This window comes from Candidatus Woesearchaeota archaeon (genome assembly GCA_016192995.1).
Lineage (GTDB): Archaea > Nanobdellota > Nanobdellia > Woesearchaeales > DSVV01 > JACPTB01.
This window is the reverse complement of the sequence record JACPTB010000001.1, coordinates 77,157-98,364: the sequence shown is the minus strand read 5'-3', so window position 1 is coordinate 98,364 and position 21,208 is coordinate 77,157. Positions and strand designations below refer to the sequence as shown.

The following is a 21,208-nucleotide window of genomic DNA, read 5'->3' as shown; positions in this document are numbered from 1 at the left end:
ATTAGTGGTATAATCTTAGTGTCACTAACTTGATAGTACGTAATAAGTCCTCCTTAGGTTTTAGCGCCGGTTCAGCTTTTGAAGTGTTCTTCAATTGGATTTTTCTCTCTGGAACTCCGAAAAATCCCCAAAGTAAAGTTAAGAAGAGCTTCACAAAAGCAGGCGCTAAAACCCCAGACTTATTACGTACACTTGATAACAAAATTTATAAATAAGCCATAAACTCAACAATCATGGCAAAATTACGAAAAGGTGTTTCTTATAGGCGCATTGATCGGCCTTATACAAGAAGATCTAAATTTAGGCAGAAAGCGTATGTGCGTGCTTCTCCCCATAGTAAAATTGTTCGTTATAATATGGGTGATTTATCAAGGAAATTTCCTTACCAAGTAGATCTTTGTGTAACTGAATCTTTGCAATTACGACATAACTGCTTAGAATCAGCAAGGCTTACTTCAAACAGAACATTGGAAAAAGCCCTTGGCAAAAGCGGCTTTCAGCTCCTATTACGTCCCTATCCACATCATATTCTTCGTGAAAATCCATTAGCTTCAGGCGCAGGTGCAGACCGTATGAGTACGGGGATGGCATTTGCTTTTGGCAAGCCCATTGGCATTGCAGCGCAGGTTAAAGAAGGGCAGATTGTATTAAGCGCCTATGTTGAAAAACAACATCTTGATGTTGCGAAAAAAGCATTGAAAAAAGCGCAGTATAAATTACCCTGCACTTGCAAACTATTTGTCCATGAAAATAAATAAATTTATTAATTTCTTATTAATAAGAAATTATTATGCTCGCAAAACGTCTTAGTAATATTTCTGAAAGTAAAACATTGGCAGTTACTGGGCAGGTTATTGCATTAAGGAGCAAAGGTGTTACTGTTATTAGTTTTGGTGCTGGCGAGCCGGATTTTGATACACCTCAGCATATAAAAGATGCTGCTGTTGACGCACTTGAGAGAAGCTATACTAAATATACTGAGAATTCTGGGATTCTTCCATTGAAAAAAGCAATTTGCCAAAAATTACAGCGAGAAAATAATCTTACCTATACACCTGAACAAATTATTGTTTCCAATGGAGGCAAACATAGTTTGATCAATGTATTTTTTGCGTTACTTAACAAAGGCGATGAAGTGATTATTCCTATTCCTTATTGGACGAGTTATCCTGAGCAAGTAAAAATTGCAGAAGGAACTCCTGTGTTTTGTGGAACAAAACACCTCAAAGTAACTACAGAATTGATTGGACAAAAAATCACGAAAAAAACAAAAATACTTATTTTAAATTCACCTTCAAATCCAAGCGGAGCAATTATCGAACAAGAAGAATTAGAAAAAATAAAAGAGCTTGTGCTGAAGCATAATTTGTATGTTATTTCTGATGAAGTGTATGAACATTTTATTTATGATGGAAAAAAGAATAAAAGCATTGCATGCTTAGGACAGGATATCAAGAAAAAGACAATTATTGTTAACTCTGTCTCCAAAACCTATGCTATGACTGGCTGGAGAATAGGATTTACTGCAGCTGAAAAAGATATTATCAAAGCAATGGACACGCTGCAAAGCCAGATGACCTCTAACTCTTGCAGCATTGCGCAACATGCAAGTGTTGCTGCGTATAATGGTGATCAAAGTTGTGTTGAAAAGATGAGAAATGAATTTGAGCAACGGCGAAATCTGCTTGTTGAAGGATTACGAACTTGCAAAGGCATTACTTGCAATCTTCCTGAAGGCGCATTTTATGCATTTCCTTCTATTAAAAATACTGGTTTAAGTTCAGAAGTATTTAGCCAACGACTTTTAGCAGAGAAGCATGTTGCTGTTGTTCCAGGGATTGCTTTTGGTAGGGATGATTATATAAGGTTGAGTTATGCATGCAGTGTTGAAACAATAAAAGAAGGTGTAAGATTACTTAAAGAATTCTGTGATTAGTCAGATTTATAAAGCATCCTTAGTTATAATCTTTTATGAACTTTCAAAATCTTCAAAAAGTGGAAACTGATGATTTCTATTTAGGGCTTGCCTTTAGAAGGGCAAATGAGCAAGCTGAACGGCAACGTGAGGTTAAAGCATTTAATAAGCTCCAAAAGTCAAAGATTATTGAGCTTGAAAAAATTACTACGATCAGAAACGTGCTTTCAACACAGTTAATGGGTATTCTTACCTCATTTCCAAGCATAGACCAGCTTGATCCGTTTTATCAAGAACTTATTAAAATTACGTTAGACTATGTTCATCTTAAGAAATCTCTGGGAGCTTTGAACTGGTGCGTTAAAAAAATTAATGAGTTAACAAGCCTTACCTCAAAAAATATTAAGCTATCGAGAGATATTACTGTTGTTAATAATCATAGAAGAGCATTTTATGGAAGAACTTCCTCTTTTTTACGGCAAATTAAAAAAGAGCTTTTAATGTTGGAACAAGCCAGGAAAACCATGAAAAACTTTCCTGCAATTAAAACCTCTTGCCCTACCGTATGCATAGCTGGCTTTCCTAATGTTGGTAAATCAACCTTATTGAAAAAGCTTACCTCTGCAAGTCCAGAGATTGAAAATTATCCTTTCACGACAAAATCACTTAATTTAGGATACTGGCAATATAAATCCAAGCGCGTTCAATTCATTGATACGCCGGGAACTTTAAACAGATTCGAGAAAATGAATACTATTGAACAGCAGGCGCATCTTGCTTTGCAGTATTGCGCACAGGTAATTATTTATGTTTTTGATCTTACTGAACAAGCAGCAACTATTCCTGATCAGAAGAAATTATTCAATCATCTTAAAAAATCAGAAAAGCCAGTGATTGTTTATTTTAGTAAGTCTGATATTTTGCCGCCTGAAACAATAACTTCTTTTTCAGTTAAAGGATTCACTGATTTAGAAGCTTTGCAGAAAAGTGTTGTTAAGAAATTGAAGATATAATTTTACGTTACTGCTCATCTTTATGGTAAAGATCAATGAAAACAATCTTCTTTTCTTCTTGAAAATAAGCATACGCTAGCCTATAAGGTTTTACATATAATTCGCGAGTTCCTTTTCTACTATATCGCATTGGCTTTCCGATCTCTGGAGTTTCTATTATTTTCTCAACTTGTTTCTTGATTTGTTCTTTGATGGTCTGATGCTTTATTTTACTAATTTTTTTAAGGAAATTTTCTCTATGTTCTATTTCTAACATGCTTGTAACTCCTTGAGAAAATCTTCCTTAGATTTTTTTTGAAATTTCCCTTTGTCATATTCCTGCCATGCTTTCTCTACTTCTTCAGCAAATGCAAGATCGTCGCGTAGATTTAAAGCAAGAGATTTCATACTTTTTAATATAATTCTCCCCTCATCTCTTATCATAAGAAATTCGTCTCCTGTTTTTACATTGTCCCTTAATGAGGTCGGAATAACTATTTGTCCTTTTGTACTTACTTTTGCTATTGCATATTCCATACTATCACCTAAGTAAGTTATGCCTTACTATTATAAATAACTTTCGATTCATACTTTATCGTTTTCCCTTTCTTAAATAAACAGTTCTTGTAGGAAATGGTATTTCGAGCTTGTTCTTTCGTAATGCTGCGTATATTTTGTTCGTCATGCTATGAACTGCTTTAAATCGCTCGCGATAATTATCAATGAAAAAAATAACCTGATAATCAAGTGAAAAATCGCTCATTTTTATCATTCTTACATCTGCTTTGTCAGGGTCAACAAGATGAGGAAATCCTTTTAAACAATTTCTCAATACTTTTTCCACCTTGACAGTATCTGAACCATAAGCAACTGCCGCAGGGATGACTACTCGTATTTTAGGATCTGGTTTTGCAAAATTAATGATTGTTTTTGTTGCAAGTTCTGCGTTAGGAACAATAAGGTACTGATGATCAAGAGTTTTTATCTTAGTTGATCGCAAGCCAATTTGCGCAACTTCACCAACTTCATTTTCGCCTACTTTGACAATATCACCTACTGAAAAACTTTGGTCTAACATCATTGAAATGCCGCTTATCATATTATCAAGCGTGCTTCTTAAAGCAAAACCTATCACGACGCTTAATACTCCTAAACTTAAGAGAAGTGATTTGATTTCAATGCCCCATAATACTAATATAGTAAATAATGCAATAAGAATACTAATGATTTTGCTGATATTTGCAAAAACCTGAATACTTTCCTCATTCATTGCTGAGGCAGTTTTATATTTTACATAACGAATAAGGCTTTCAATAATTGCAATGAACGTGAGAGCAACTATGATCACAATAAAGGTATTGACTACGGTAATAATTGTTCCCTGATATCCCATTGTTTTTAACGTAACTTTTAACCCATAGCAGACAATAAGCCAAGAAATGCTATACTCGCTTTTTTCTAGGATAAGATCATCGAATTTTGTTTTAGTATCGTGAACAACTTCAGTGAAATAGGTTTTACAAAGATACAATACTAATCGCGCAATAATTAAATAAATAATGAGTAAAATCAATGCTTTAGTAAAATTATTTTGCTGGATAATATTAATGATATCAAAACCTTTGGTGAAAATATCAATTCCCCATAATCCTAAAAGTATGTCAATTGCCAATACAACTATTGCTGTTTTTGTGAGAACATTAAATAATTTGATTAGTTTAATGCGGTTTCTAAAACCAATTGTTTTTCCCCATAATGACGTTGAATAATCAGCTATGGCATTAGAAGCAATGCATAATAACCTTGCGATAAGCAGTATTTCCGCTGCTTTAACTAATAACAGAAGATTGCTATCAATGTCAGAAACGAGAAATGCAATATGCAGTCCGAGTGTTAAAATAATAAAAAATAACCATTTTGTTAAAGCTGGAGTTGCATCTGCAAAGAACTTTATGTTCTTAAAAAAACGATATTTAAAGTAATGCCGGAGAAAAATAGAAATAGCTAGAACTACTAAGAATATGGCAATCCCAAGTAATATATTCCCCATAAACCCTTATTTTATATTCTACCTTATATTAAGCTTTATTATTATTGACAAATAGTAAAAACAAACTTGCGAACACCAGTGCAAGTATCATTATTGCAACCGAAGGTCGCAATAATAAACGTGCTTCTAAAATCCATTTGTATTCATTAGTAATGAACACTATTGTTCATTAGCAATGCAAACATTTATAAATCTAAATGTATTAGAAAGTTACATGATAGATAAAGAAACACTTAGAAGACTGGTAAGATTGCAAAGAGAAGAAATGGCCTTATTTGATCTAGGCATAGAGAGGGAAGATATATCAACTATCGATTTAAATGTGCCTTTTGCTTTGATTTTATCAGGAATACGAAGATGTGGAAAAAGCACCTTGCTTCTGCAATTGATGAAAAATCTGAAAGGATTCTACTATTTTAATTTTGAGGACTCACGAGCCGGAGAGTTTGATATAGGTGATTTTGAAAAATTAGACCAAGTCTTTCACGAAGAGTATAAAGAACAGAATTATTATTTTTTTGACGAAATTCAGAATATTGCTAAATGGGAGATTTTTGTAAGAAGACTGGTTGACCTGAAGAAACACGTGATAATTACGGGTTCTAATGCGTCTCTTTTAAGTCAGGAACTCGGAACAAAACTAACAGGGAGACACTTAAATCATGAATTATTTCCGTTCTCATTTAGAGAATTTCTAAGGCTTAAAAAAGAGAAACCCTCCTTAGTTTCATTTGAAGAATATTTCTCTGAGGGTGGTTTTGCAGAATATTTAAAACTAAAAAGACCGGATGTTCTTCAAGAATTACTGAAGGATATACTTGCTAGAGATATTATAACTAGGTATCAACTAAGAAACCAAAAAATATTGAAAGACCTGGCTACTTATCTCTTGACAAATATTGGGAAGCCCTTTACGTATAACTCTCTTAAAAAGAATTTTAAATTAGGTTCGATTAATACAGTCATAGCTTTTATCTCTTATTTTGAAAACACCTACCTGCTGTTCACTATTCAGCGATTCGATTATTCTCTGAAAAAAATGCTGGTTAATCCTAAGAAAATTTATGCAATAGATAATGGTTTTGCAGCCAAAAATTCTGCTTCTTTCTTTGATGACCGGGGTCGGCTGCTTGAAAACCTTGTTTTTATCAATTTAAGAAGGAAAAATAAAGAGATATTCTACTTTCAAGAAGAAAATGGATGTGATTTTTTAATTAGAGAAGGTCTAAAAATTGTCAAAGCCATGCAGGTTTGCTATGAACTTAATGAAAATAGTAGGGAGAGGGAAATAACTGGCTTAGTTAGCGCCATGAAGAAATTTAAGCTGAAAGAAGGATTAATTTTAACTTATAATCAAGAAGATAAATTTATAATTGGAGATAAAACAATAATAGCAATTCCCGTCTGGAAGTGGTTACTAAAGGGGTAATCGGAGAATGGAGTTCTGCACTTAGAACTGTTAAAACTTTCCAATTTACTTATCCAAAAAACATATAAATCTTCTTTTTCGTAGAATAATCATGGAGTCATTACCATTCCTTACTGATCTTACTATTATCTTGTTTGTTGGAATTATGTGTACAGTTCTTGCTCGATACTTGAGAATTTCAAATGTATTATTATTAATTCTTGCAGGCATTGGATTAACACAAATTACCTTTCCTGGAAGGGCATTGTTTGATTTTCCACCTGCTTTTTTAACTATTATCGCAATCATAGCATTGGTAATTATTGTTTTTGATAGCTCAGCAAGGTTTAAGTGGAAATTAGTAGATCAATTAACAGGAAAAGCCTTGAAACTAGCTATTGTTTTTCTTTTTGTCAATGCATTCTTGCTTAGTATTGCAGTTTCCTACTTGTTTTATCTTGATAATCTATTCTTGATTCTTATTTTTGCTGCCACTATGGGAGCAACTGCTGCTGATGTTTGTTTAAACCTCTTCAAAAACCATCAAGGAAATAAAATAATCGAACTTCTTCGTATAGAATCAATTATTAATACTCCTTTAACAGTACTTATTCCATTTATTATTCTTGACTTGATGAAAGCGCTTTCGGTTTCATCGGATGAAAGTCAAGGAAAAACTCTGTTACTAACTACGTTATTTGAACAGTTAAAACCATTTATCAGCCAATTTGTCGTTGGAATTGGCGCTGGTGTCATTATAGGGTTAATTCTTGGAAAGATATTCAAAAAAGGAGTTCCAGAAAGTTTTTCACCGTTGTTATTAATTGGCTCAGCATTTTTAGCATATATTCTTGCAGAACATCTTGGTGGGAACGGTATACTAGCAGTTACAGTCACTGGTTTATTTTTTGGCAATTATTATGTTGAACAGAAAAAAGAACTCTATTCATTTCCAACATTATTTGGAAACTTTTTGATGATTCTTGTTTTTATTCTGGTAGGGATTGGATTTAAGATTACCGGAATCAATTTGATATTCTTCTTAAATTCTTTAAAATTATTTGGGATTTATATTTTAATTCGGTTCCTTGCAGTTTATATCTCATCCATGCATGATAAAAGCACTTTTAAAGAAAGACTATTCATGACCCTAATTATGCCAAAAGGTATTGGTATAGCGACCGTGATATTTGTGCTATCAACGCAAATTGCAGTATATCCAGAATTAAAAAGTATTATTGATTTAATGGTCTTGTTTGTGTTATACTCATTAGTGTTTGCAACCATAGTTGCTCCTTTTACTCGATTTTGGTTGGGAAAAGGAATAGAAAATAAAAACTCTTCCCATACATAGGCTTCATCCAAAAATGAGGTTAGCGCCCTCAGGTCGAAACTCTTTACAGTACCGGTTTAAAGGGCTCTGTCCCGAATAAAGTTTTTGGTGCCATGCTGGTGATTATCTTTAAAATAAATAATCTAGAAAAAAGGAGATTACAATGGGAATTTTTTCCTTCTTATCAATAAGTGGGATAATCACCGCACCAAAACCGAGGCGTTAGCCGAGATTCGGGACAGAGCTGTTTAAAGAGATCAGAGGGACGGCTTCTTCGGAGCGTGACTGTTTATGCGATTGAAATATGCAAAGTTTCGAAGGCGCTAACCTGGCGCAGCCATTTTTTGGATGAAGCCCCATACATAATAAGTCTTCTTTAGGTTTCATATGTTTTCTTTTCGTTCTTTCACGTAATGTTTCTCTTGTTGCCATTAAATAAACCTATTATTTTAAATCCTTTAAAACCATTTGATAACGATCAATTATTATTTTCAATACAATATAATCTCTCCATCCTTGTTTTTCAGGAGTTTCTGTTTTTCCTGATACATGATCAATAAAAGATCCTAACGCTGCTGCTATACCACTATAACCATTAGCATGAGTTCTTTCGGTTATTTCATCTAATTCTTGTAATTTACCTAAGCCTAATTGTCTGTAAATTTCTGCAGCAGCGTGAGTAACTTCTCGAACATATTTTGCTTTGAAAGGATGCCATTTAGAATATGTCTTTCCTATTTCAGGATCATCAAGAACACGAAGATAAGCATTTAATTGCGCACTGATACGCTCCAAAGGATAACAAATTTGTCGGTTAACATCTCCCAATACTGATCTAAAACCAGACTGATCTTGACCATGCTCATCAGTACTCATTGCTCGGACATCATCATATGCTAAAAAGACTTTTTCAGTCCAATCAGATATATCAATGATTTTTGTTCTGATATTTGCTAATAAATTTCTTTTTTCCCTATGTTCAGCAATAGTAGGATCAGAAGAAGTTCCTCTTAACATTCCTTCCAAATCTCCTGCTTGTGCTAACATTCAATAAAGAATAACATAATTATTTAAAAAGATTGTTTATCCTTTGCTGTGTTGCATAATTATTCCATACCTTTGGGTTTAACCAAAGGTATGGAATAATTATGCAACACAGCACACTTAAGAAAACATTTATAAATGACTTCAAAAACGTTATTTTTATATGCCAGATGGCAAGAAAATCCTATTAGACACCAATTTTTTACTCATACCTGGTTCACTAGGAGTAGATATATTCAGAGAGCTTGAAAATACCTGTAATTTCAACTATGAACTTTATGTGCTTGATAAAAGCTTAGAAGAGCTTAAAAAGATCGTAGAACAACAAACAGGAAAAGATAAACAGGCTGCTCAGCTTGCCTTAAAGCTTGTCCAAGCTAAAAAGATTAAAATCCTCACCATACCTTCACAAGACTATGTTGATGATATCCTTGTTCATCTCAAAGATGAGTATATCATAGCTACACAAGACAAAGATTTAAAAAGGAAGCTTAAAAACGTATTAGTGCTACGGCAAAAGAAGTATATTCAACTAATTGAGGCGTAATCTATGTATTATAAAATGACTTTATCTGATCACATCAGGGTTCCACCTGAGTTATTCAATTTAGAATTATCATCTTCAGTTATTCAAATGCTGAAGAAAAAGTATGAAGGTTATATTTCTAAAGAATTAGGGATTGTCATTGATGTTGATGAAGTCAAAGAAATAAAAGAAGGCGTTATCATCCATGGTGATGGAGCAGCATATCACACCGTTACCTTTAGCATTCTAACCTTTAAACCTGAACTTCAGGAAGTAGTTGTTGGCAAAGTTAAAGACATTGCTGATTTTGGTGCATTTATTTCCATAGGACCAATTGATGGGATGATTCATATTTCACAAACCATGGATGATTTTGTTAGTTTTGGAAAAGACAAAGTATTAACTGGCAGAGACAGCAAACGTGCCTTAAAAATTGGAGATACTTGCAGAGCGCGAATTATTGCAGTTAGTTATACTGATGTCAGCAATCCTAAATTAGGGCTAACGATGAGGCAGACTGGCTTAGGCAAGCTTGAATGGTATGATGAAAAAAAAGGATCTGTTCCATCTGAAGCTAAAGAATCTAAGGAACATAAGTCTAAAGGAGAAAGTAAAGAAGGTAAAAAAGAATAACTAATCTTGATGAGGGAAATTCATGGGTAAAAAAATTGCGCATAAACAAACAAAAATGATTATGGATGCTAGTGACGTTAAAGAAAATGCTGACGATTACACACCAAGCTGGAAAGGAAGAATTATTATTATGAATCCTGAAAAATCAGTGATTGCTAAAAAAATGGCTATTGACCAAAAAGGAGAATATGCCATAAAGGTAAGGTGAACATTATGAACATTGAAATTCTCAAACAAAAAGATACTCCTTTATTATCAAGAAAAAGAGTAACTGCTAAGCTTACTGCTGAAGCTGCAACTCCTTCCAGGCTAACCATCAGAAATCTGCTAGCTAAACAATTAAAAGTAGATCCTTCATTGGTTATTATCAAACATCTTTATCCGCAGTTTGGTGATAGAGTAGTAAAGGTGATTGTTAATGTTTATGAAAAACGAGACGTTCTTGAAAAATTTGAACATAAAAAATTAGTAGCAAAACATCAGGAAAAACAAGAAGGTTCTGCTGAAGTGAAAGAAGCAAAACCAGCAGCAGCATAAATCGTTTAACATCAAAATATGTGATATGTATGGCAGAAAAAAAAGAACCAAAAGGAAAAAAATCAGGACCAAAAAGATACATGGTAAGCGGCGATAAATTGCAGCGAAATAATAAACACTGCCCAAAATGCGGTGTTGGCTATGCGCTTGCTAACCACAAAGATCGATTGACCTGTGGCAAATGCCAGTATATGGAGAGAAAATAGAGAGTTTAAATTTCTTTTTATTAATTTTGATTAATTATTAATTAGTTTATCTTGAAAATCATCTTTGTTTCAATCTCAAACATCCTTAATCCACTTTTTATCGCTGTAATGAATTTTTTTAGCATTCTTAGAATTAACCACTTTTTGACCTAATCTTTTTTCTATTCTATCTTTTGCAACTTTTGCAGTTTTTCCACCTTCTTTTGCAATTTCTCTGCTTTGTTCAAAAGAGTCAGGATTTTCTTTTTCTGAGATCTCCTTTGTTGTTGCTTCTGCAAGCATGTTTAGGATTAATTCAATATTTGTCATATTATCTCTTAAATTCTCTCTTTTCAATCCTTTTAACTGTTTATATTCCTTAACTGTCTTTTCAGACCATGCTTTTGTAATTTCGTTTGTCAAAATAGCATAATCTTCTTGTTTTGTAATTCCAACCCTATTCCATTCATCAGTTAGCTGTTTTCTCACTTCAATTGTTTTTAATCGTTGATTTATCCAGTCAAGAGAATATCCTTTATGTAAATATAAATACATTGCTCTATCAATTGCAAGTTCAGGATCTTCAGTTTCATCAATTCTTTCACGACCAACTCTTGCAAGCCACATCTTGAATGGCTCTGCCTTTTTAGATGGAATTGACTGAATTAAGCGAAGCAATTGTTCCGTGTCAGCAACATCTGTATTGTAATATTTACCATCAGATGAAAGCATTTTCAGTTGACTACAATTTGTAGCCAACTCACTTCCCTCGACTTTTAACCTTGTTTTTAGCACACTCCAATATTTCCGTGGATTTGGACTTTCAGTAAGCACATGTATAACATCTACTATTGAGAAGTACCACTTCTCTTTTTCGGAATCCCATTCAACACGAATCTTCTTATTATTGAACAATTTGATAGCATGTTTCATTTTAGTAAACGCCTCTATTATTAGTTATATTTGTTTCCATGCATATTAATGAGAGGAAGAACTCCTTAATAAACCCATCGCCGAAAAAACCGAAAATCCTCCCATACTTTTCGGAAGATTTACGGTTTTATTGAAAAAATGTCCGTTAAAAAACTTAACAATAAAAAATTTTACGGAAAATTTGAAGAAATTTCAACTATCATCATTTCCTTGGAATGCAATAATATCTTTGGTTGTTAACTTCATGCCTTTTTTGAGTTTTTCATCAACTTGTTTCCGTCGTTCTTCTAAGGTAGCTTCATCATGTTTTTGTTTTTCATGCTTCTTAAATTCTTTATCCATATCTAATTGAGCATATAGTTCGTTTAACTGCTTTAATTTCTCTTTAAGCTCATGATTTTTTTCATTAAAATCATGTTTTAGCTTTGAAAAGGCATCGTATAACTCTTTTTCTTTGGTTCGAAGAGCTTCCACTTCTTTGGAAGAACCTACTAATTCTTCGTGTTTTTTCTGGCTTTCCTGGGCAGTGCTTTGCACGACATGATGGGAAAGATTTGCTTCTTGTTTTAATTGCCGGACTTCTTTTTCAAGGGTTGCAATTTTCTGGTTTAATTCAGAAGCAACAGCTGTTTCCTGATATCTTTTTTTTAATGAATTTATTTGCTTCATTGATTCCTGTTCTTTAGCAAACGACATTCCTGAAGTCTCTATTCTGTATTCTAATGCCTTGATTTTTCGTTTTATCTCAGAAGGATGCTCAGTAATATTTTTTTTTTTCAATACTTCTCCACGCTGTTTTTCCAATTCTTTTAATTCATCAAGTTTCTTTTTAACTGCATCGTGCAGTTCATCTCTCTTTACTTTTTTATCTTTAACCAATTGGGTGAAAGAATCACGCTTTTCTTTTGATTGTTTTAACGTTCCAATTAATTCTTTAATATGATTGCCCACTTTCTGCTTTTCTTCATAGAGTTTCTCTTTCTCCTGATGAAGATTATTACACGTAGTTTTAAGTTCCTGAACAGCCTGCTTCAATGCATGCATCTGTTTCAAAAGTTCCTGTTTATGTACTGATTCAGTCATAGTCTAAACCACATTATTCAATACTCTTATTTAACATATCTTTTACTGCATTACTATCCAGAAAGCTGTTTAAAGAAAAAATAAAAAAAGTTAATAGACCTAACCAAATAAAGCACCTAAACCTGCTGCTGCAGCTTCATTGCTTTTTTTGTCATCTTCTTTTTTCTTTTCTTCTTTTTTGCCTTCTGCTTTATGTTCTCCACTAGCAGCAGCTGGAGCAGCTACTACTTGCGCAACAGCAGCTTTCTTAATAGCTTCGTCAATGTTCACGCCGTCTAATGCAGCAACAAGCGCTTTGACTTTAGCTTCTTCAGCTTTAGCACCTGCAGCTGTTAGTACTTTCGTAACATTTGCTTCGTTGATTTGATGTCCTGCTTTATGTAAAAGCATTGCAGCATATACATATTCCATGGTAAATTCCTCCGTATATTTAATCTTGAATATTTGCAACTGACTTAACAGATTGCATCTCTTGATGAGCTTTAGCTAAAATCTCACCCACAACCTCTTTTCCCAAAATATTTTGACTAAGAGCAAGCGCTTTGCTTTCTTTAAACGCTTTCTGAATCAAATAGATAGTGGTTTCCTGAGTAGGATATGCTGCTTCAACTGCTAAATTAAATGCCCATTGAGCAGCTTGAGTGATATTGTTAATATAGGCAGTTTCATCAACATCAAGCACTGACTTTTGGAAAATAGTGCCTTCTTGATAAACAGCAACGACATTTAACCCGATTTCCATTGGCTCGATTCCTAATCTTGTTAAGATTGAGGCAACATTAGCTTTAATTACTTCACCTTCTTTAACAACTACTTTGTCTTCTTTAACGGCAACTTTGCCTCCTTCAACACCTACTTTCAAACCAATAGCGCCAAGCTCGCCAATAACTGGTCCCGGTGCAAAAGGAGTTACACCTGCTTTAATCATAATATCTTTTGGAGCAGTTTGTCCACCTTTAGCTGGAGCTGATGATTTTGACTTTTTTAATTTGTTATATAAAATAAATGGATTTTCATTGGTGAAAAGCAATCCTGGCATACCTTTTAAGTGAGGAATTAATTGTTCAATGTCTTTTCTTTTATCCTTTGCCTTTGCAATTGCTAATTTCATTAATCTTCTCTTCCCTACGAGCAATTCAACGTTGCCTCGTAATGAAGCTCGCATATTCTGAAGCTGCTTGGTTGGAAGATTTTCCATGTCAACTGCTCCAATAATAGGATACTTAATCATTAATTCAACAAATTTTTTCACTTGATCAAGCTTTTCTGGAGCTACGTGTTTAGTTGCCATTTATAGTACCTTCACTGGTTTGCCCATGGTTAATTTAAGATATATAGTTTTAATGTTATTCTCATGCGCTGGTAAAACATTAATCAAACTTTTATATGCAGTCATAATATTATCAACAATTTCTTCATCCTTCATTGCTTCATTCCCGACAAAACATTGTATCATTAAAGCTGTTTTTGCCGTTAGGCGAAGTGTTTTTTGGAGTTTATCATATAATGGTTTAAGTCCTGCTTTAGGAGGCACGACACATCCAGCTTTTGGGTTTGGCATTTTTCCTCGCGGACCAAGTATTTTACCAAAAGTTGTTGCTACTTTTCCCATCATATTAGCTTGGGCAATAAAGAAATCATAATCTTCTGTAAGCTTTTTAGCCTTTTTTTGGTCAATACTGTTAAACTCATCAACATGAAGTGTTTTATCACAAATCTTTTCAGCTTCATCTTTCAATTCAGGACCAACTAACGCGCATACTTTTACAGGCTTGCCTCTTGGATAATGCAGGGTGATATACGTATCTACTTGTTGTTCTGGTTTTTTAAGATCAAGATTTTGCAAGGTAATTATTAAGTCAACTGTTTGAGAAAAATTTCTTTTCTTTCCTTGTTCGCGTGCTTTCTTCAGTGCATCCTGCACTTGTTTTATATCCATCCTTAAACCTCCACCCTTCTATTAGTTAATAGTTATCGGGCGAATAATACGTTAGATTTGGCGGTTATTTATAAAGGTTGTTGTTTTTTGTACGTAATAAGTCTGGGGTTTTAGCACCTATTTTTGTGAAGCTTTTCTTATATATTTATTGGGGATTTTTCGGGGTTCCTTGCCGATAGGCAAGTCTTATAATCCCAGACGCAAGCCAACTTATGAATCCTTGATTTATATTATTGAGGGAGTCGGGATTATATTTATAGAGAGAAAAATCCAATGTTTAATCACATTTCAAGCTGAACTGGTGCTAAAACCTAAAGAAGACTTATTACGTACTGTTTTTTGTTAAAAAAGAAAATTAAAATCATCCTGTAATTCATGCTCAGTATTATCATAGCGCTGGATTAAAGACTTAAATTGAGCAATGTTCTTTGGTTTGAAATATTTCTCAAAAATAACATCTAATTTCACCAGCATTTCTTCATACGGTTGAAAGTCAACTTCTTTCTCTTTTAACTTTGTTCTGCTTGAAAGTATATGGGCATGTACTTCATCCTGCCAGACATCTGGATGATAACCGTCGGATTCTTCAAGATATTTTAATATTGTAGACACGTCAATTCCTTTAAGAGCATAAAGCACTTCTTTTTTGTAAGCAGGATTTGCATAAAATAATCCATGAGCAATTTCATGCTGTAAAGCTGGTTTTTCTGAATGTGCGTGAATGCCAATAACATAGAAAGGATGTTTTCGCTTTTTTAATCGATCAAGCAAAGCTTTTTCATAGGCATCAAGAGGATCAAATTTTCCCTGGTAAAAAGGATCGAAAAAAAGCGAAGGAACATTAAATCCGTTCCAGTCATCGTAGTATTTACAGCTTCCATCAGTATTTGCGCCTTTTTGGCCATTATACCATACTTCAAATTCGTCACGTGAAAAGAATTTGCCCCTGAATCTTGGCGATTCATAATGCTCTTGAAAACGCATGAAGGTTTTAGTCATAAGCTGCTGGTGAGGGAAAACGAACAGAATAATTCCTTCAGCTATTTCATATTCTAAGACCTCTTTTAGTACCATATTAGGATAGAACCAGCGAGGTATTTAATATGTTTCTATTTTTAATCCATTTATACGTTCAAAGTGTTTCACATTCTTAGTTACAACAGTAGTAACTCCATGTGCTAGTGCAATGCCTCCTATAAGGCAATCACAATCATCTATGGGCTCCCCTTTTTTAACTAAATAAGCATAAATTTCTGCTGATTTAATCAGAGCATTATCATTTAAGGGAAGCACATTGATTTGGTTAAAAAATTCTAATGCTCTTGGTAAATCACGTGAAGTAACATTTTTCAAAAATAGTCCTGATATAACTTCATACATATTAATCTGTGTCGTAAACAATTCTGGATATTTTCCTTTTATATTTTCAGTTTCCTTTTTCCCTCTTAAGAGGTCGATCAAATATGTTGTATCAAGTAATGCCATGTATACGTTGCAACCTCTTTTTTGCTTCAATAATATTTCCCTTTTTTCGTTCCAAATAATGGTCCATTATAGCTTGTCCATCCTCTTCTGATAATATCCCATAATAATTCCAAATAGAGCCTTTTTTCTTTTCAGACAATAATCTACTTATCTCTTCAGAGAAACTTTCATCTGCTAACTTTTGTGTCTTCAAAAGATTATACGCATCTTCCGTTATAGTCAATGTTTTTGTTGCCATACACGTACGTGTACACGTACGTGTATATAAATATTTCGCTTAATATATAGAGTACTTTGTAGTAGTAAACTATATAAATAACCTATTAACTACTAAAATCTATAAAAACTACTATATGGTGACTAAGATGCATGAAGAAATGTTTGAAGAAGTAGAAGAAGTACATCAGATACAGGCAAAGAAAAGCGTTGATAAGGATAAAGAAAAAAGCCTCAGAGAAATAATGAATAGAACTCATTTTAACAAATATGAGTTAGAAGAATATATGACTGATTATGATTAAATGTGATTAAATGATTAAATTTTGATCATTTATTTAAATCGGCCTTTTTTTCTTTAAGTGATGGAATTAACCTCCATTATAAGAAAATTGACGGTACAAGCTGCTTTAGGTTTCGGATTATTGTTTCAGCCAGGCTGCATTGATTTTATCATTGACCCTGATCCGTCTCCCTATGAATTTATGTCAAGAGAGGAGCAAATTAATTTTTATGCCCAACGATTGTATCATTATATTAAAAAGACCGCTGCTTGCAATTCAAGAAAAATTCAGCTAAATGATGATGGCAGTTACACTTGCTTTGTTGCTTTTGGACCAGAAAATATGGAATACAGAAAATTAGTGCAAATAGTAGTATCTAATAAAGTACCTCAATTATCAATATCTTATGATTATAAACATGGTGATTTTCTGCAGCAGGTTATATTACCAATGAATAATAATAGATTTACTGTGGTAGATCAAAATCCTTCTTTTGCTTCAGAATTTTCCCCGGGAAGTTTAGTTGATCCTATAAGAATATTACGTGATACTTTACTTCTTGTCCCAACCTATAATGAACGGCTCTGATGAAAATCTCGGCATAGCCTCGGTTTTGGCATCAGTTCGGCTTTTAATGGATTTATTTTATTGGATTTTTCTCTCTGGCACTCCGAAAAATTCCCACACATTACTTTGAAGAGCCTCACGAGAAGATGCCAAAAACTATATTTTCACCAGAGCCATAATGAACATAATTTATAAATCCCTCATCATTTTTTAATTTTATGAAATTCATTATTGAACACTTAGACGGACGATTGTATAATTGGTCATTATTGGAATACACGCATTGCAGTAAAACTGTTGGCAAAGAAAATATTATGTTTACTAATATTAAAGGAAGTTCAGCAGCTGAAAAATTGAAACCATTAGGTTCTGTTGAGAACAAATCAGTCATTGCTTTAAATCTTAAAAAAGTCTGCATTCTTGATCCTTTAGCTGAGAAAACATTATCTCCTGATGATAAAAATAAATTTGATTATTTTATTTTTGGTGGCATTCTAGGAAATTACCCTGCTGACAAAAGAACAAAAACTAAACTCAGCGAACACCTTATCTGTGAAAAAAGAAATATTGGCAATGTTCAAATGTCAACAAACACTGCAGTTTATGTTAGCTGGAAAATATTATCAGGAATGAAATTTGAAGAGTTCAATTTTATTGATGAACTGGTTATTCCGATGGATGATGGGGAAGAGGTTATTCTGCCCTTTAGATATGTTATCGAACATGGAGAACTAGTTTTAGCTGAAAACTTTGTTGCATTTCTTAAAAATAGAAAAGGATTTTGAAAAAGGTTTTGTTATGAAACAAGTGCTAACTAATGATGGAAGTGTAACGTTTTTTAACGAGCAGAGCCAAGAAACCTACCATAGCACTTCTGGCGCTGTTGAAGAGGCGTTGAAGAAATTTGCCGAACCAACTCAAGTAAAAGAACTTGCAAAAAAAGGTTCAATTAAGATATTGGATATTTGCTTTGGCTTAGGATATAATTCTGCTGCTGCACTGGATATTATTTTGTTGGAAAATCCTTCTTGTAATGTTGCAGTGGTTGGCTTTGAAATTGATGAAGATATTTTAAGTAAAATTCTTGAGATTAATCCTTCTTTCAAACACTATAACCTGATTAAACAAGTTATTAAAAATAAAATTGAAAACAATAAACACCAATATTATGAGATCAAGCGAGAAAATGTTTGTGTTAAAGTAATGTTGGGTGATGTACGGGATAAGATTAAAGCCATCTCTGAATTTGAAACATTTGATATCTGTTTTTTTGATCCGTTTTCACCAAAAAAATGTCCAGAATTATGGAATGAAGAATTATTTAAAGATATTTTTAAGCTGCTTAAGAAAGGCGGTATTCTTACGACGTATAGTTGTGCCAGAATGGTACGTGATAATCTTAAAAACGCAGGATTTACTGTTAAAGAAGGCCCTTCAGTTGGGAGAAGAGCGCCAAGCACGATTGCAATGAAATAGATTAAGAACATTTAAAAATGAATGATTAATTTATCTTATCATTTGCCTCTGTGGCTCAGTGGTAGAGCGTTACCTTGGTAAGGTAGAGGTCGCGGGTTCAATTCCCGCCAGAGGCTTTTCAATCATTTATTCTTGTTCTTCATTCGTACGACTTTACAAAGTAAATGTCGTACTTGCTTTGTTTTCCCCAGGCTTTTTTTAAAAGGCTGCGCGGCTTCAATTCCCGCCAGAGGCTTTTCAATCATTTCAATCATTTATTCTTTTATTTTAAGGATTTAAAGCTCTTGCTGATTCTTATTTACCTTCTTAATTTTTATGTTGAGACGGGCTCTGGTGAAAATGTAGTTTTTGGCATCTTTTGGTGAGGCTCTTTAATTTCATAAGTGAGGATTTTTCGGAGTGCCAGAGAGAAAAATCCAATAACATGAACCAATAAAAAGCCGAACTGATGTCACCTGAATCCGAAGGATCTCAGGGATTAAAAATAGTGATTTTTAATAAAACCGAGGCTATGCCGAGATTTTCACCAGAGCCGTTGAGACGGTCAAAGTACATAATTTATTGCATGATCTGAACATGAAAAGAAACCAGCTCTTCTCAAATAAGATTGTATGCGTTCATCAATAACACTAAAGAATTGTCCTTGAGTTCCACTTGAAAACCATTTAGGAATAGCAATTGGAGTTGCATCAGTTGCTTGTGTTATCTTAAGTTGTGATTTTGAAAACACACCTGAACCAACAACATAACCAGAACAATTACCTGTTGTTTCTTCTATTACATTATCTATTGCTTTAGTAGGTATTGTTGGCATCAGAGGTTTCATATAAACAAACGTAGGAATACCCACTGCATACAATCGTTTCACTGTTTCAACTCTGTCTTGGTAAGTCGGAACTCCCCTTTCAAAAGAATCTGCTATTTCACGACCAAGCAAAGATACAAATGCAATAAGTTTTTTAGGTTTTTTTCTACTTTCCATTTCAGCACAAATTTCAGCTAATTCTTCAACAGTTCCTTCTAATAAATTTTGTTTTGTAGCAAATGATATATGTGTTCCCCATTTAGCTATTTTTCTTATCACTTCAAGACCAAATGCAGGGTTGACAAAAACTTCAGTGTCACAACCTACTTTAACTACTTCAACTCTGTGTTCAAGAACTAATTCATTTAGATCTAAACCTAAATCAGTTATACCTATTGCTCGTTGGTGATTATAACTAGGAACTAGTGTATAACAATAGGTACAGCGATATGCACATTCCCCTCCTACTGATAAATATGCTCTATGTCCATCTAATCGGTACATATTCTTTGTAAAGAAGTTTTTATTATAAATTTTATGTACTTACTTAAACAATCACTATTCAACAGTTCCTTAAACTATTTACGATGAAAATCAAGGATTTAATTAGATAATCCACTTCTTGTTGTGTCGTATCTTTGCCAAAAGAGATCCTGATATATCCATAATCAGGATTAGCATTAATAGCTTGTAACACGTGACTTAAGGTTATAATCCCTGCACTGCAAGCGCTTCCTTTTGAAATAGCAATTCCCTGAGAAGATAAGTAATTAATTAATTCTTCAGCAACAATACTTTTAAAACCGATATTAATAATACTTGGCAACTGATTTTTCGATTGTTTAGTTTGATTAATCAGGAGATTTGCAATACTCTGTTTTATTTTTATTATAAAATAATTTCTTAATAAAGTTAATTTTTCCAATATTTTTTTCCTTTGTTTTTGCACTACTTCTAACGCAACAACAAAGCTTCCAATGCCCGCTAAATTATGTGTGCCAGAGCGCAAGCCAAACTCCTGCCCTCCTCCGACTATAACCGGTGAAAGAGAAATGCTCTCTTTCTTATACAATAAACCAACTCCTCGAGGCCCATAACATTTTGCAGAATTTAAGGTTAATAAATCAACACCTAATTTTTTAACATTGAGTTCAAGCAATGCACCTTGGCACGCGTCACTGTGAAAAATAATATTATTGCTTATTTTTTTAATGTTAGACAATGGTTGAATGCAGCCAAGCTCGTTATTAGCATAATGAATAGTGATAAGTTTTGTTTTGCGCGTAATTTTCTTTTTCAAATCAATACATGAAACAATACCTGTTTTGTCAACAGTGGCATACTTTACCTGTTTAGTTTTCTGTTTACAAACTTCTATAATTGAAGGATGTTCAAGATGAGAAGTAATAATTTCACTCTGATTATCATAATTATTATTAATAACACCAGAAATTGCAATAAAGTTACTTTCTGTTCCTCCTGATGTAAAAATAATCTCTTCAGGCAAACAATGTAATATCTTTGCAGCTCGCATTCGGTATTCTTCCAATTTTTGTTTTGCGAGATTTCCAAGATAATGGCTGCTGGATGGGTTAGCAAAGAATTTCTCACTGATATAATTATATTCTTCTAATGCTTCTTTACAAATAGGGGTGGCGGCAGCATAGTCGAAATAATAGGATTTCATAGTAGATTTATGGTTGATGGCTTTTTATAGTTATTGGAAGTTTAGGCTCTGTCCCGAATCTCGGCTAACGCCTCGGTTTTGGTGCCGTGATTATCCCACTTATTGATAAG

At 33.6% G+C, this 21,208-nt stretch carries 28 protein-coding genes and 1 tRNA gene; 15 read left to right on the top strand and 14 right to left on the bottom strand.

Features of this window, described 5'->3' with window-relative positions:
• Positions 1 to 233 precede the first annotated feature (233 nt).
• From HYY69_00515 to HYY69_00505, 3 genes are read left to right on the top strand one after another with little or no spacing between them, the layout of a single operon-like run.
• Positions 234 to 758, top strand: a complete 525-nt coding sequence (locus HYY69_00515) for a 50S ribosomal protein L16 (GenBank protein MBI3031932.1) — start codon at positions 234 to 236, stop codon at positions 756 to 758.
• 32 nt (positions 759 to 790) lie between these two features.
• Positions 791 to 1,936: a pyridoxal phosphate-dependent aminotransferase gene (locus HYY69_00510; protein MBI3031931.1), complete on the top strand. Its 1,146-nt coding sequence runs from the start codon at positions 791 to 793 to the stop codon at positions 1,934 to 1,936.
• 35 nt (positions 1,937 to 1,971) lie between these two features.
• Positions 1,972 to 2,928, top strand: coding sequence for a 50S ribosome-binding GTPase (locus HYY69_00505; protein MBI3031930.1), 957 nt, complete (start codon positions 1,972 to 1,974; stop codon positions 2,926 to 2,928).
• A 7-nt stretch (positions 2,929 to 2,935) separates the two neighbouring features.
• Here the strand turns inward: HYY69_00505 and HYY69_00500 are convergent, their stop codons facing one another.
• The 3 genes from HYY69_00500 to HYY69_00490 are packed head-to-tail and all read right to left on the bottom strand — an operon-like array spanning position 2,936 to position 4,957.
• Positions 2,936 to 3,184: a type II toxin-antitoxin system RelE/ParE family toxin gene (locus HYY69_00500; GenBank protein ID MBI3031929.1), complete on the bottom strand. Its 249-nt coding sequence runs from the start codon at positions 3,182 to 3,184 to the stop codon at positions 2,936 to 2,938.
• Positions 3,178 to 3,444, bottom strand: a complete 267-nt coding sequence (locus HYY69_00495) for an AbrB/MazE/SpoVT family DNA-binding domain-containing protein (GenBank protein ID MBI3031928.1) — start codon at positions 3,442 to 3,444, stop codon at positions 3,178 to 3,180. The genes HYY69_00500 and HYY69_00495 overlap by 7 nt, the downstream gene beginning before the upstream one ends.
• A gap of 55 nt (positions 3,445 to 3,499) precedes the next feature.
• Complete coding sequence (locus HYY69_00490) at positions 3,500 to 4,957, bottom strand: mechanosensitive ion channel (GenBank protein MBI3031927.1); 1,458 nt, start codon at positions 4,955 to 4,957, stop codon at positions 3,500 to 3,502.
• Between the two features lie 214 nt (positions 4,958 to 5,171).
• Between HYY69_00490 and HYY69_00485 the strand changes: the two genes are divergently transcribed.
• A complete protein-coding gene (locus HYY69_00485) occupies positions 5,172 to 6,386 on the top strand; it encodes an ATP-binding protein (GenBank protein ID MBI3031926.1) in 1,215 nt (404 codons plus the stop codon).
• A 91-nt stretch (positions 6,387 to 6,477) separates the two neighbouring features.
• Positions 6,478 to 7,719: a cation:proton antiporter gene (locus tag HYY69_00480; protein MBI3031925.1), complete on the top strand. Its 1,242-nt coding sequence runs from the start codon at positions 6,478 to 6,480 to the stop codon at positions 7,717 to 7,719.
• A gap of 423 nt (positions 7,720 to 8,142) precedes the next feature.
• On the opposite strand, the gene HYY69_00475 is transcribed toward HYY69_00480, so the two are convergent.
• Positions 8,143 to 8,745, bottom strand: coding sequence for a hypothetical protein (locus tag HYY69_00475; GenBank protein ID MBI3031924.1), 603 nt, complete (start codon positions 8,743 to 8,745; stop codon positions 8,143 to 8,145).
• A gap of 160 nt (positions 8,746 to 8,905) precedes the next feature.
• On the opposite strand from HYY69_00475, the gene HYY69_00470 reads away from it, so the two are divergent.
• Genes HYY69_00470 through HYY69_00450 form a run of 5 tightly spaced genes read left to right on the top strand, consistent with a single transcriptional unit; the run spans position 8,906 to position 10,644 of the window.
• Positions 8,906 to 9,289: a hypothetical protein gene (locus HYY69_00470; GenBank protein MBI3031923.1), complete on the top strand. Its 384-nt coding sequence runs from the start codon at positions 8,906 to 8,908 to the stop codon at positions 9,287 to 9,289.
• 3 nt (positions 9,290 to 9,292) lie between these two features.
• On the top strand, positions 9,293 to 9,901 hold the full coding sequence (locus HYY69_00465; protein ID MBI3031922.1) for a DNA-directed RNA polymerase: 609 nt from the start codon (positions 9,293 to 9,295) through the stop codon (positions 9,899 to 9,901).
• 55 nt (positions 9,902 to 9,956) lie between these two features.
• Positions 9,957 to 10,109: a hypothetical protein gene (locus tag HYY69_00460; GenBank protein MBI3031921.1), complete on the top strand. Its 153-nt coding sequence runs from the start codon at positions 9,957 to 9,959 to the stop codon at positions 10,107 to 10,109.
• Positions 10,110 to 10,114: 5 nt separating this feature from the next.
• The gene (locus HYY69_00455) at positions 10,115 to 10,438 is read left to right on the top strand and encodes a hypothetical protein (protein MBI3031920.1); all 324 of its coding nucleotides are present in this window, start codon (positions 10,115 to 10,117) and stop codon (positions 10,436 to 10,438) included.
• Positions 10,439 to 10,467: 29 nt separating this feature from the next.
• A complete protein-coding gene (locus HYY69_00450; protein ID MBI3031919.1) occupies positions 10,468 to 10,644 on the top strand; it encodes a 30S ribosomal protein S27ae in 177 nt (58 codons plus the stop codon).
• A gap of 75 nt (positions 10,645 to 10,719) precedes the next feature.
• Here HYY69_00450 and HYY69_00445 read toward each other — a convergent pair whose 3' ends face one another.
• From HYY69_00445 to HYY69_00410, 8 genes are all read right to left on the bottom strand, one after another.
• Positions 10,720 to 11,556, bottom strand: coding sequence for a Bro-N domain-containing protein (locus HYY69_00445; GenBank protein ID MBI3031918.1), 837 nt, complete (start codon positions 11,554 to 11,556; stop codon positions 10,720 to 10,722).
• A gap of 192 nt (positions 11,557 to 11,748) precedes the next feature.
• Positions 11,749 to 12,639, bottom strand: a complete 891-nt coding sequence (locus HYY69_00440) for a hypothetical protein (GenBank protein MBI3031917.1) — start codon at positions 12,637 to 12,639, stop codon at positions 11,749 to 11,751.
• 99 nt (positions 12,640 to 12,738) lie between these two features.
• Entirely contained in the window at positions 12,739 to 13,050 is a 312-nt protein-coding gene (gene rpl12p, locus HYY69_00435) for a 50S ribosomal protein P1 (protein MBI3031916.1), read from the bottom strand.
• Between the two features lie 19 nt (positions 13,051 to 13,069).
• Complete coding sequence (locus HYY69_00430) at positions 13,070 to 13,930, bottom strand: 50S ribosomal protein L10 (protein MBI3031915.1); 861 nt, start codon at positions 13,928 to 13,930, stop codon at positions 13,070 to 13,072.
• Positions 13,931 to 14,578, bottom strand: a complete 648-nt coding sequence (locus HYY69_00425; GenBank protein ID MBI3031914.1) for a 50S ribosomal protein L1 — start codon at positions 14,576 to 14,578, stop codon at positions 13,931 to 13,933.
• 342 nt (positions 14,579 to 14,920) lie between these two features.
• A complete protein-coding gene (locus tag HYY69_00420) occupies positions 14,921 to 15,652 on the bottom strand; it encodes a hypothetical protein (GenBank protein MBI3031913.1) in 732 nt (243 codons plus the stop codon).
• 24 nt (positions 15,653 to 15,676) lie between these two features.
• Complete coding sequence (locus HYY69_00415; protein ID MBI3031912.1) at positions 15,677 to 16,063, bottom strand: type II toxin-antitoxin system VapC family toxin; 387 nt, start codon at positions 16,061 to 16,063, stop codon at positions 15,677 to 15,679.
• Positions 16,050 to 16,301 carry an antitoxin VapB family protein gene (locus HYY69_00410; GenBank protein ID MBI3031911.1) on the bottom strand — a complete coding sequence of 84 codons (252 nt, stop codon included), beginning with the start codon at positions 16,299 to 16,301 and terminating at the stop codon, positions 16,050 to 16,052. Before HYY69_00410 ends, HYY69_00415 begins: the two co-directional genes overlap by 14 nt.
• Before the next feature lie 127 nt (positions 16,302 to 16,428).
• Here HYY69_00410 and HYY69_00405 point away from each other — a divergent pair, with 127 nt between their 5' ends.
• The 5 genes from HYY69_00405 to HYY69_00385 all read left to right on the top strand — a co-directional run bounded on the left by HYY69_00405 (position 16,429) and on the right by HYY69_00385 (position 18,722).
• Positions 16,429 to 16,584 (top strand): hypothetical protein, encoded by a 156-nt coding sequence (locus HYY69_00405; protein MBI3031910.1) that lies wholly within the window; start codon positions 16,429 to 16,431, stop codon positions 16,582 to 16,584.
• Positions 16,585 to 16,644: 60 nt separating this feature from the next.
• Positions 16,645 to 17,151: a hypothetical protein gene (locus HYY69_00400; GenBank protein ID MBI3031909.1), complete on the top strand. Its 507-nt coding sequence runs from the start codon at positions 16,645 to 16,647 to the stop codon at positions 17,149 to 17,151.
• 197 nt (positions 17,152 to 17,348) lie between these two features.
• Positions 17,349 to 17,915, top strand: a complete 567-nt coding sequence (locus HYY69_00395; GenBank protein MBI3031908.1) for a hypothetical protein — start codon at positions 17,349 to 17,351, stop codon at positions 17,913 to 17,915.
• A gap of 13 nt (positions 17,916 to 17,928) precedes the next feature.
• Entirely contained in the window at positions 17,929 to 18,606 is a 678-nt protein-coding gene (locus HYY69_00390) for a hypothetical protein (protein ID MBI3031907.1), read from the top strand.
• Positions 18,607 to 18,650: 44 nt separating this feature from the next.
• Positions 18,651 to 18,722, top strand: a tRNA-Thr gene (locus HYY69_00385).
• A gap of 428 nt (positions 18,723 to 19,150) precedes the next feature.
• Here the strand turns inward: HYY69_00385 and HYY69_00380 are convergent.
• Together HYY69_00380 and HYY69_00375 are read right to left on the bottom strand one after the other, a co-directional pair.
• On the bottom strand, positions 19,151 to 19,915 hold the full coding sequence (locus HYY69_00380) for a radical SAM protein (GenBank protein MBI3031906.1): 765 nt from the start codon (positions 19,913 to 19,915) through the stop codon (positions 19,151 to 19,153).
• 58 nt (positions 19,916 to 19,973) lie between these two features.
• On the bottom strand, positions 19,974 to 21,098 hold the full coding sequence (locus HYY69_00375; protein ID MBI3031905.1) for a cysteine desulfurase: 1,125 nt from the start codon (positions 21,096 to 21,098) through the stop codon (positions 19,974 to 19,976).
• Between the last annotated feature and the right edge of the window lie 110 nt (positions 21,099 to 21,208).

Coding starts and splice junctions, on each gene's coding strand:
- HYY69_00515 (MBI3031932.1), top strand. CDS start 234: ATGGCAAAATTACGAAAAGGTGTTTCTTATAGGCGCATTGATCGGCCT.
- HYY69_00510 (MBI3031931.1), top strand. CDS start 791: ATGCTCGCAAAACGTCTTAGTAATATTTCTGAAAGTAAAACATTGGCA.
- HYY69_00505 (MBI3031930.1), top strand. CDS start 1,972: ATGAACTTTCAAAATCTTCAAAAAGTGGAAACTGATGATTTCTATTTA.
- HYY69_00500 (MBI3031929.1), bottom strand. CDS start 3,184: ATGTTAGAAATAGAACATAGAGAAAATTTCCTTAAAAAAATTAGTAAA.
- HYY69_00495 (MBI3031928.1), bottom strand. CDS start 3,444: ATGGAATATGCAATAGCAAAAGTAAGTACAAAAGGACAAATAGTTATT.
- HYY69_00490 (MBI3031927.1), bottom strand. CDS start 4,957: ATGGGGAATATATTACTTGGGATTGCCATATTCTTAGTAGTTCTAGCT.
- HYY69_00485 (MBI3031926.1), top strand. CDS start 5,172: ATGATAGATAAAGAAACACTTAGAAGACTGGTAAGATTGCAAAGAGAA.
- HYY69_00480 (MBI3031925.1), top strand. CDS start 6,478: ATGGAGTCATTACCATTCCTTACTGATCTTACTATTATCTTGTTTGTT.
- HYY69_00475 (MBI3031924.1), bottom strand. CDS start 8,745: ATGTTAGCACAAGCAGGAGATTTGGAAGGAATGTTAAGAGGAACTTCT.
- HYY69_00470 (MBI3031923.1), top strand. CDS start 8,906: ATGCCAGATGGCAAGAAAATCCTATTAGACACCAATTTTTTACTCATA.
- HYY69_00465 (MBI3031922.1), top strand. CDS start 9,293: ATGTATTATAAAATGACTTTATCTGATCACATCAGGGTTCCACCTGAG.
- HYY69_00460 (MBI3031921.1), top strand. CDS start 9,957: ATGATTATGGATGCTAGTGACGTTAAAGAAAATGCTGACGATTACACA.
- HYY69_00455 (MBI3031920.1), top strand. CDS start 10,115: ATGAACATTGAAATTCTCAAACAAAAAGATACTCCTTTATTATCAAGA.
- HYY69_00450 (MBI3031919.1), top strand. CDS start 10,468: ATGGCAGAAAAAAAAGAACCAAAAGGAAAAAAATCAGGACCAAAAAGA.
- HYY69_00445 (MBI3031918.1), bottom strand. CDS start 11,556: ATGAAACATGCTATCAAATTGTTCAATAATAAGAAGATTCGTGTTGAA.
- HYY69_00440 (MBI3031917.1), bottom strand. CDS start 12,639: ATGACTGAATCAGTACATAAACAGGAACTTTTGAAACAGATGCATGCA.
- rpl12p (MBI3031916.1), bottom strand. CDS start 13,050: ATGGAATATGTATATGCTGCAATGCTTTTACATAAAGCAGGACATCAA.
- HYY69_00430 (MBI3031915.1), bottom strand. CDS start 13,930: ATGGCAACTAAACACGTAGCTCCAGAAAAGCTTGATCAAGTGAAAAAA.
- HYY69_00425 (MBI3031914.1), bottom strand. CDS start 14,578: ATGGATATAAAACAAGTGCAGGATGCACTGAAGAAAGCACGCGAACAA.
- HYY69_00420 (MBI3031913.1), bottom strand. CDS start 15,652: ATGGTACTAAAAGAGGTCTTAGAATATGAAATAGCTGAAGGAATTATT.
- HYY69_00415 (MBI3031912.1), bottom strand. CDS start 16,063: ATGGCATTACTTGATACAACATATTTGATCGACCTCTTAAGAGGGAAA.
- HYY69_00410 (MBI3031911.1), bottom strand. CDS start 16,301: ATGGCAACAAAAACATTGACTATAACGGAAGATGCGTATAATCTTTTG.
- HYY69_00405 (MBI3031910.1), top strand. CDS start 16,429: ATGCATGAAGAAATGTTTGAAGAAGTAGAAGAAGTACATCAGATACAG.
- HYY69_00400 (MBI3031909.1), top strand. CDS start 16,645: ATGGAATTAACCTCCATTATAAGAAAATTGACGGTACAAGCTGCTTTA.
- HYY69_00395 (MBI3031908.1), top strand. CDS start 17,349: ATGAAATTCATTATTGAACACTTAGACGGACGATTGTATAATTGGTCA.
- HYY69_00390 (MBI3031907.1), top strand. CDS start 17,929: ATGAAACAAGTGCTAACTAATGATGGAAGTGTAACGTTTTTTAACGAG.
- HYY69_00380 (MBI3031906.1), bottom strand. CDS start 19,915: ATGTACCGATTAGATGGACATAGAGCATATTTATCAGTAGGAGGGGAA.
- HYY69_00375 (MBI3031905.1), bottom strand. CDS start 21,098: ATGAAATCCTATTATTTCGACTATGCTGCCGCCACCCCTATTTGTAAA.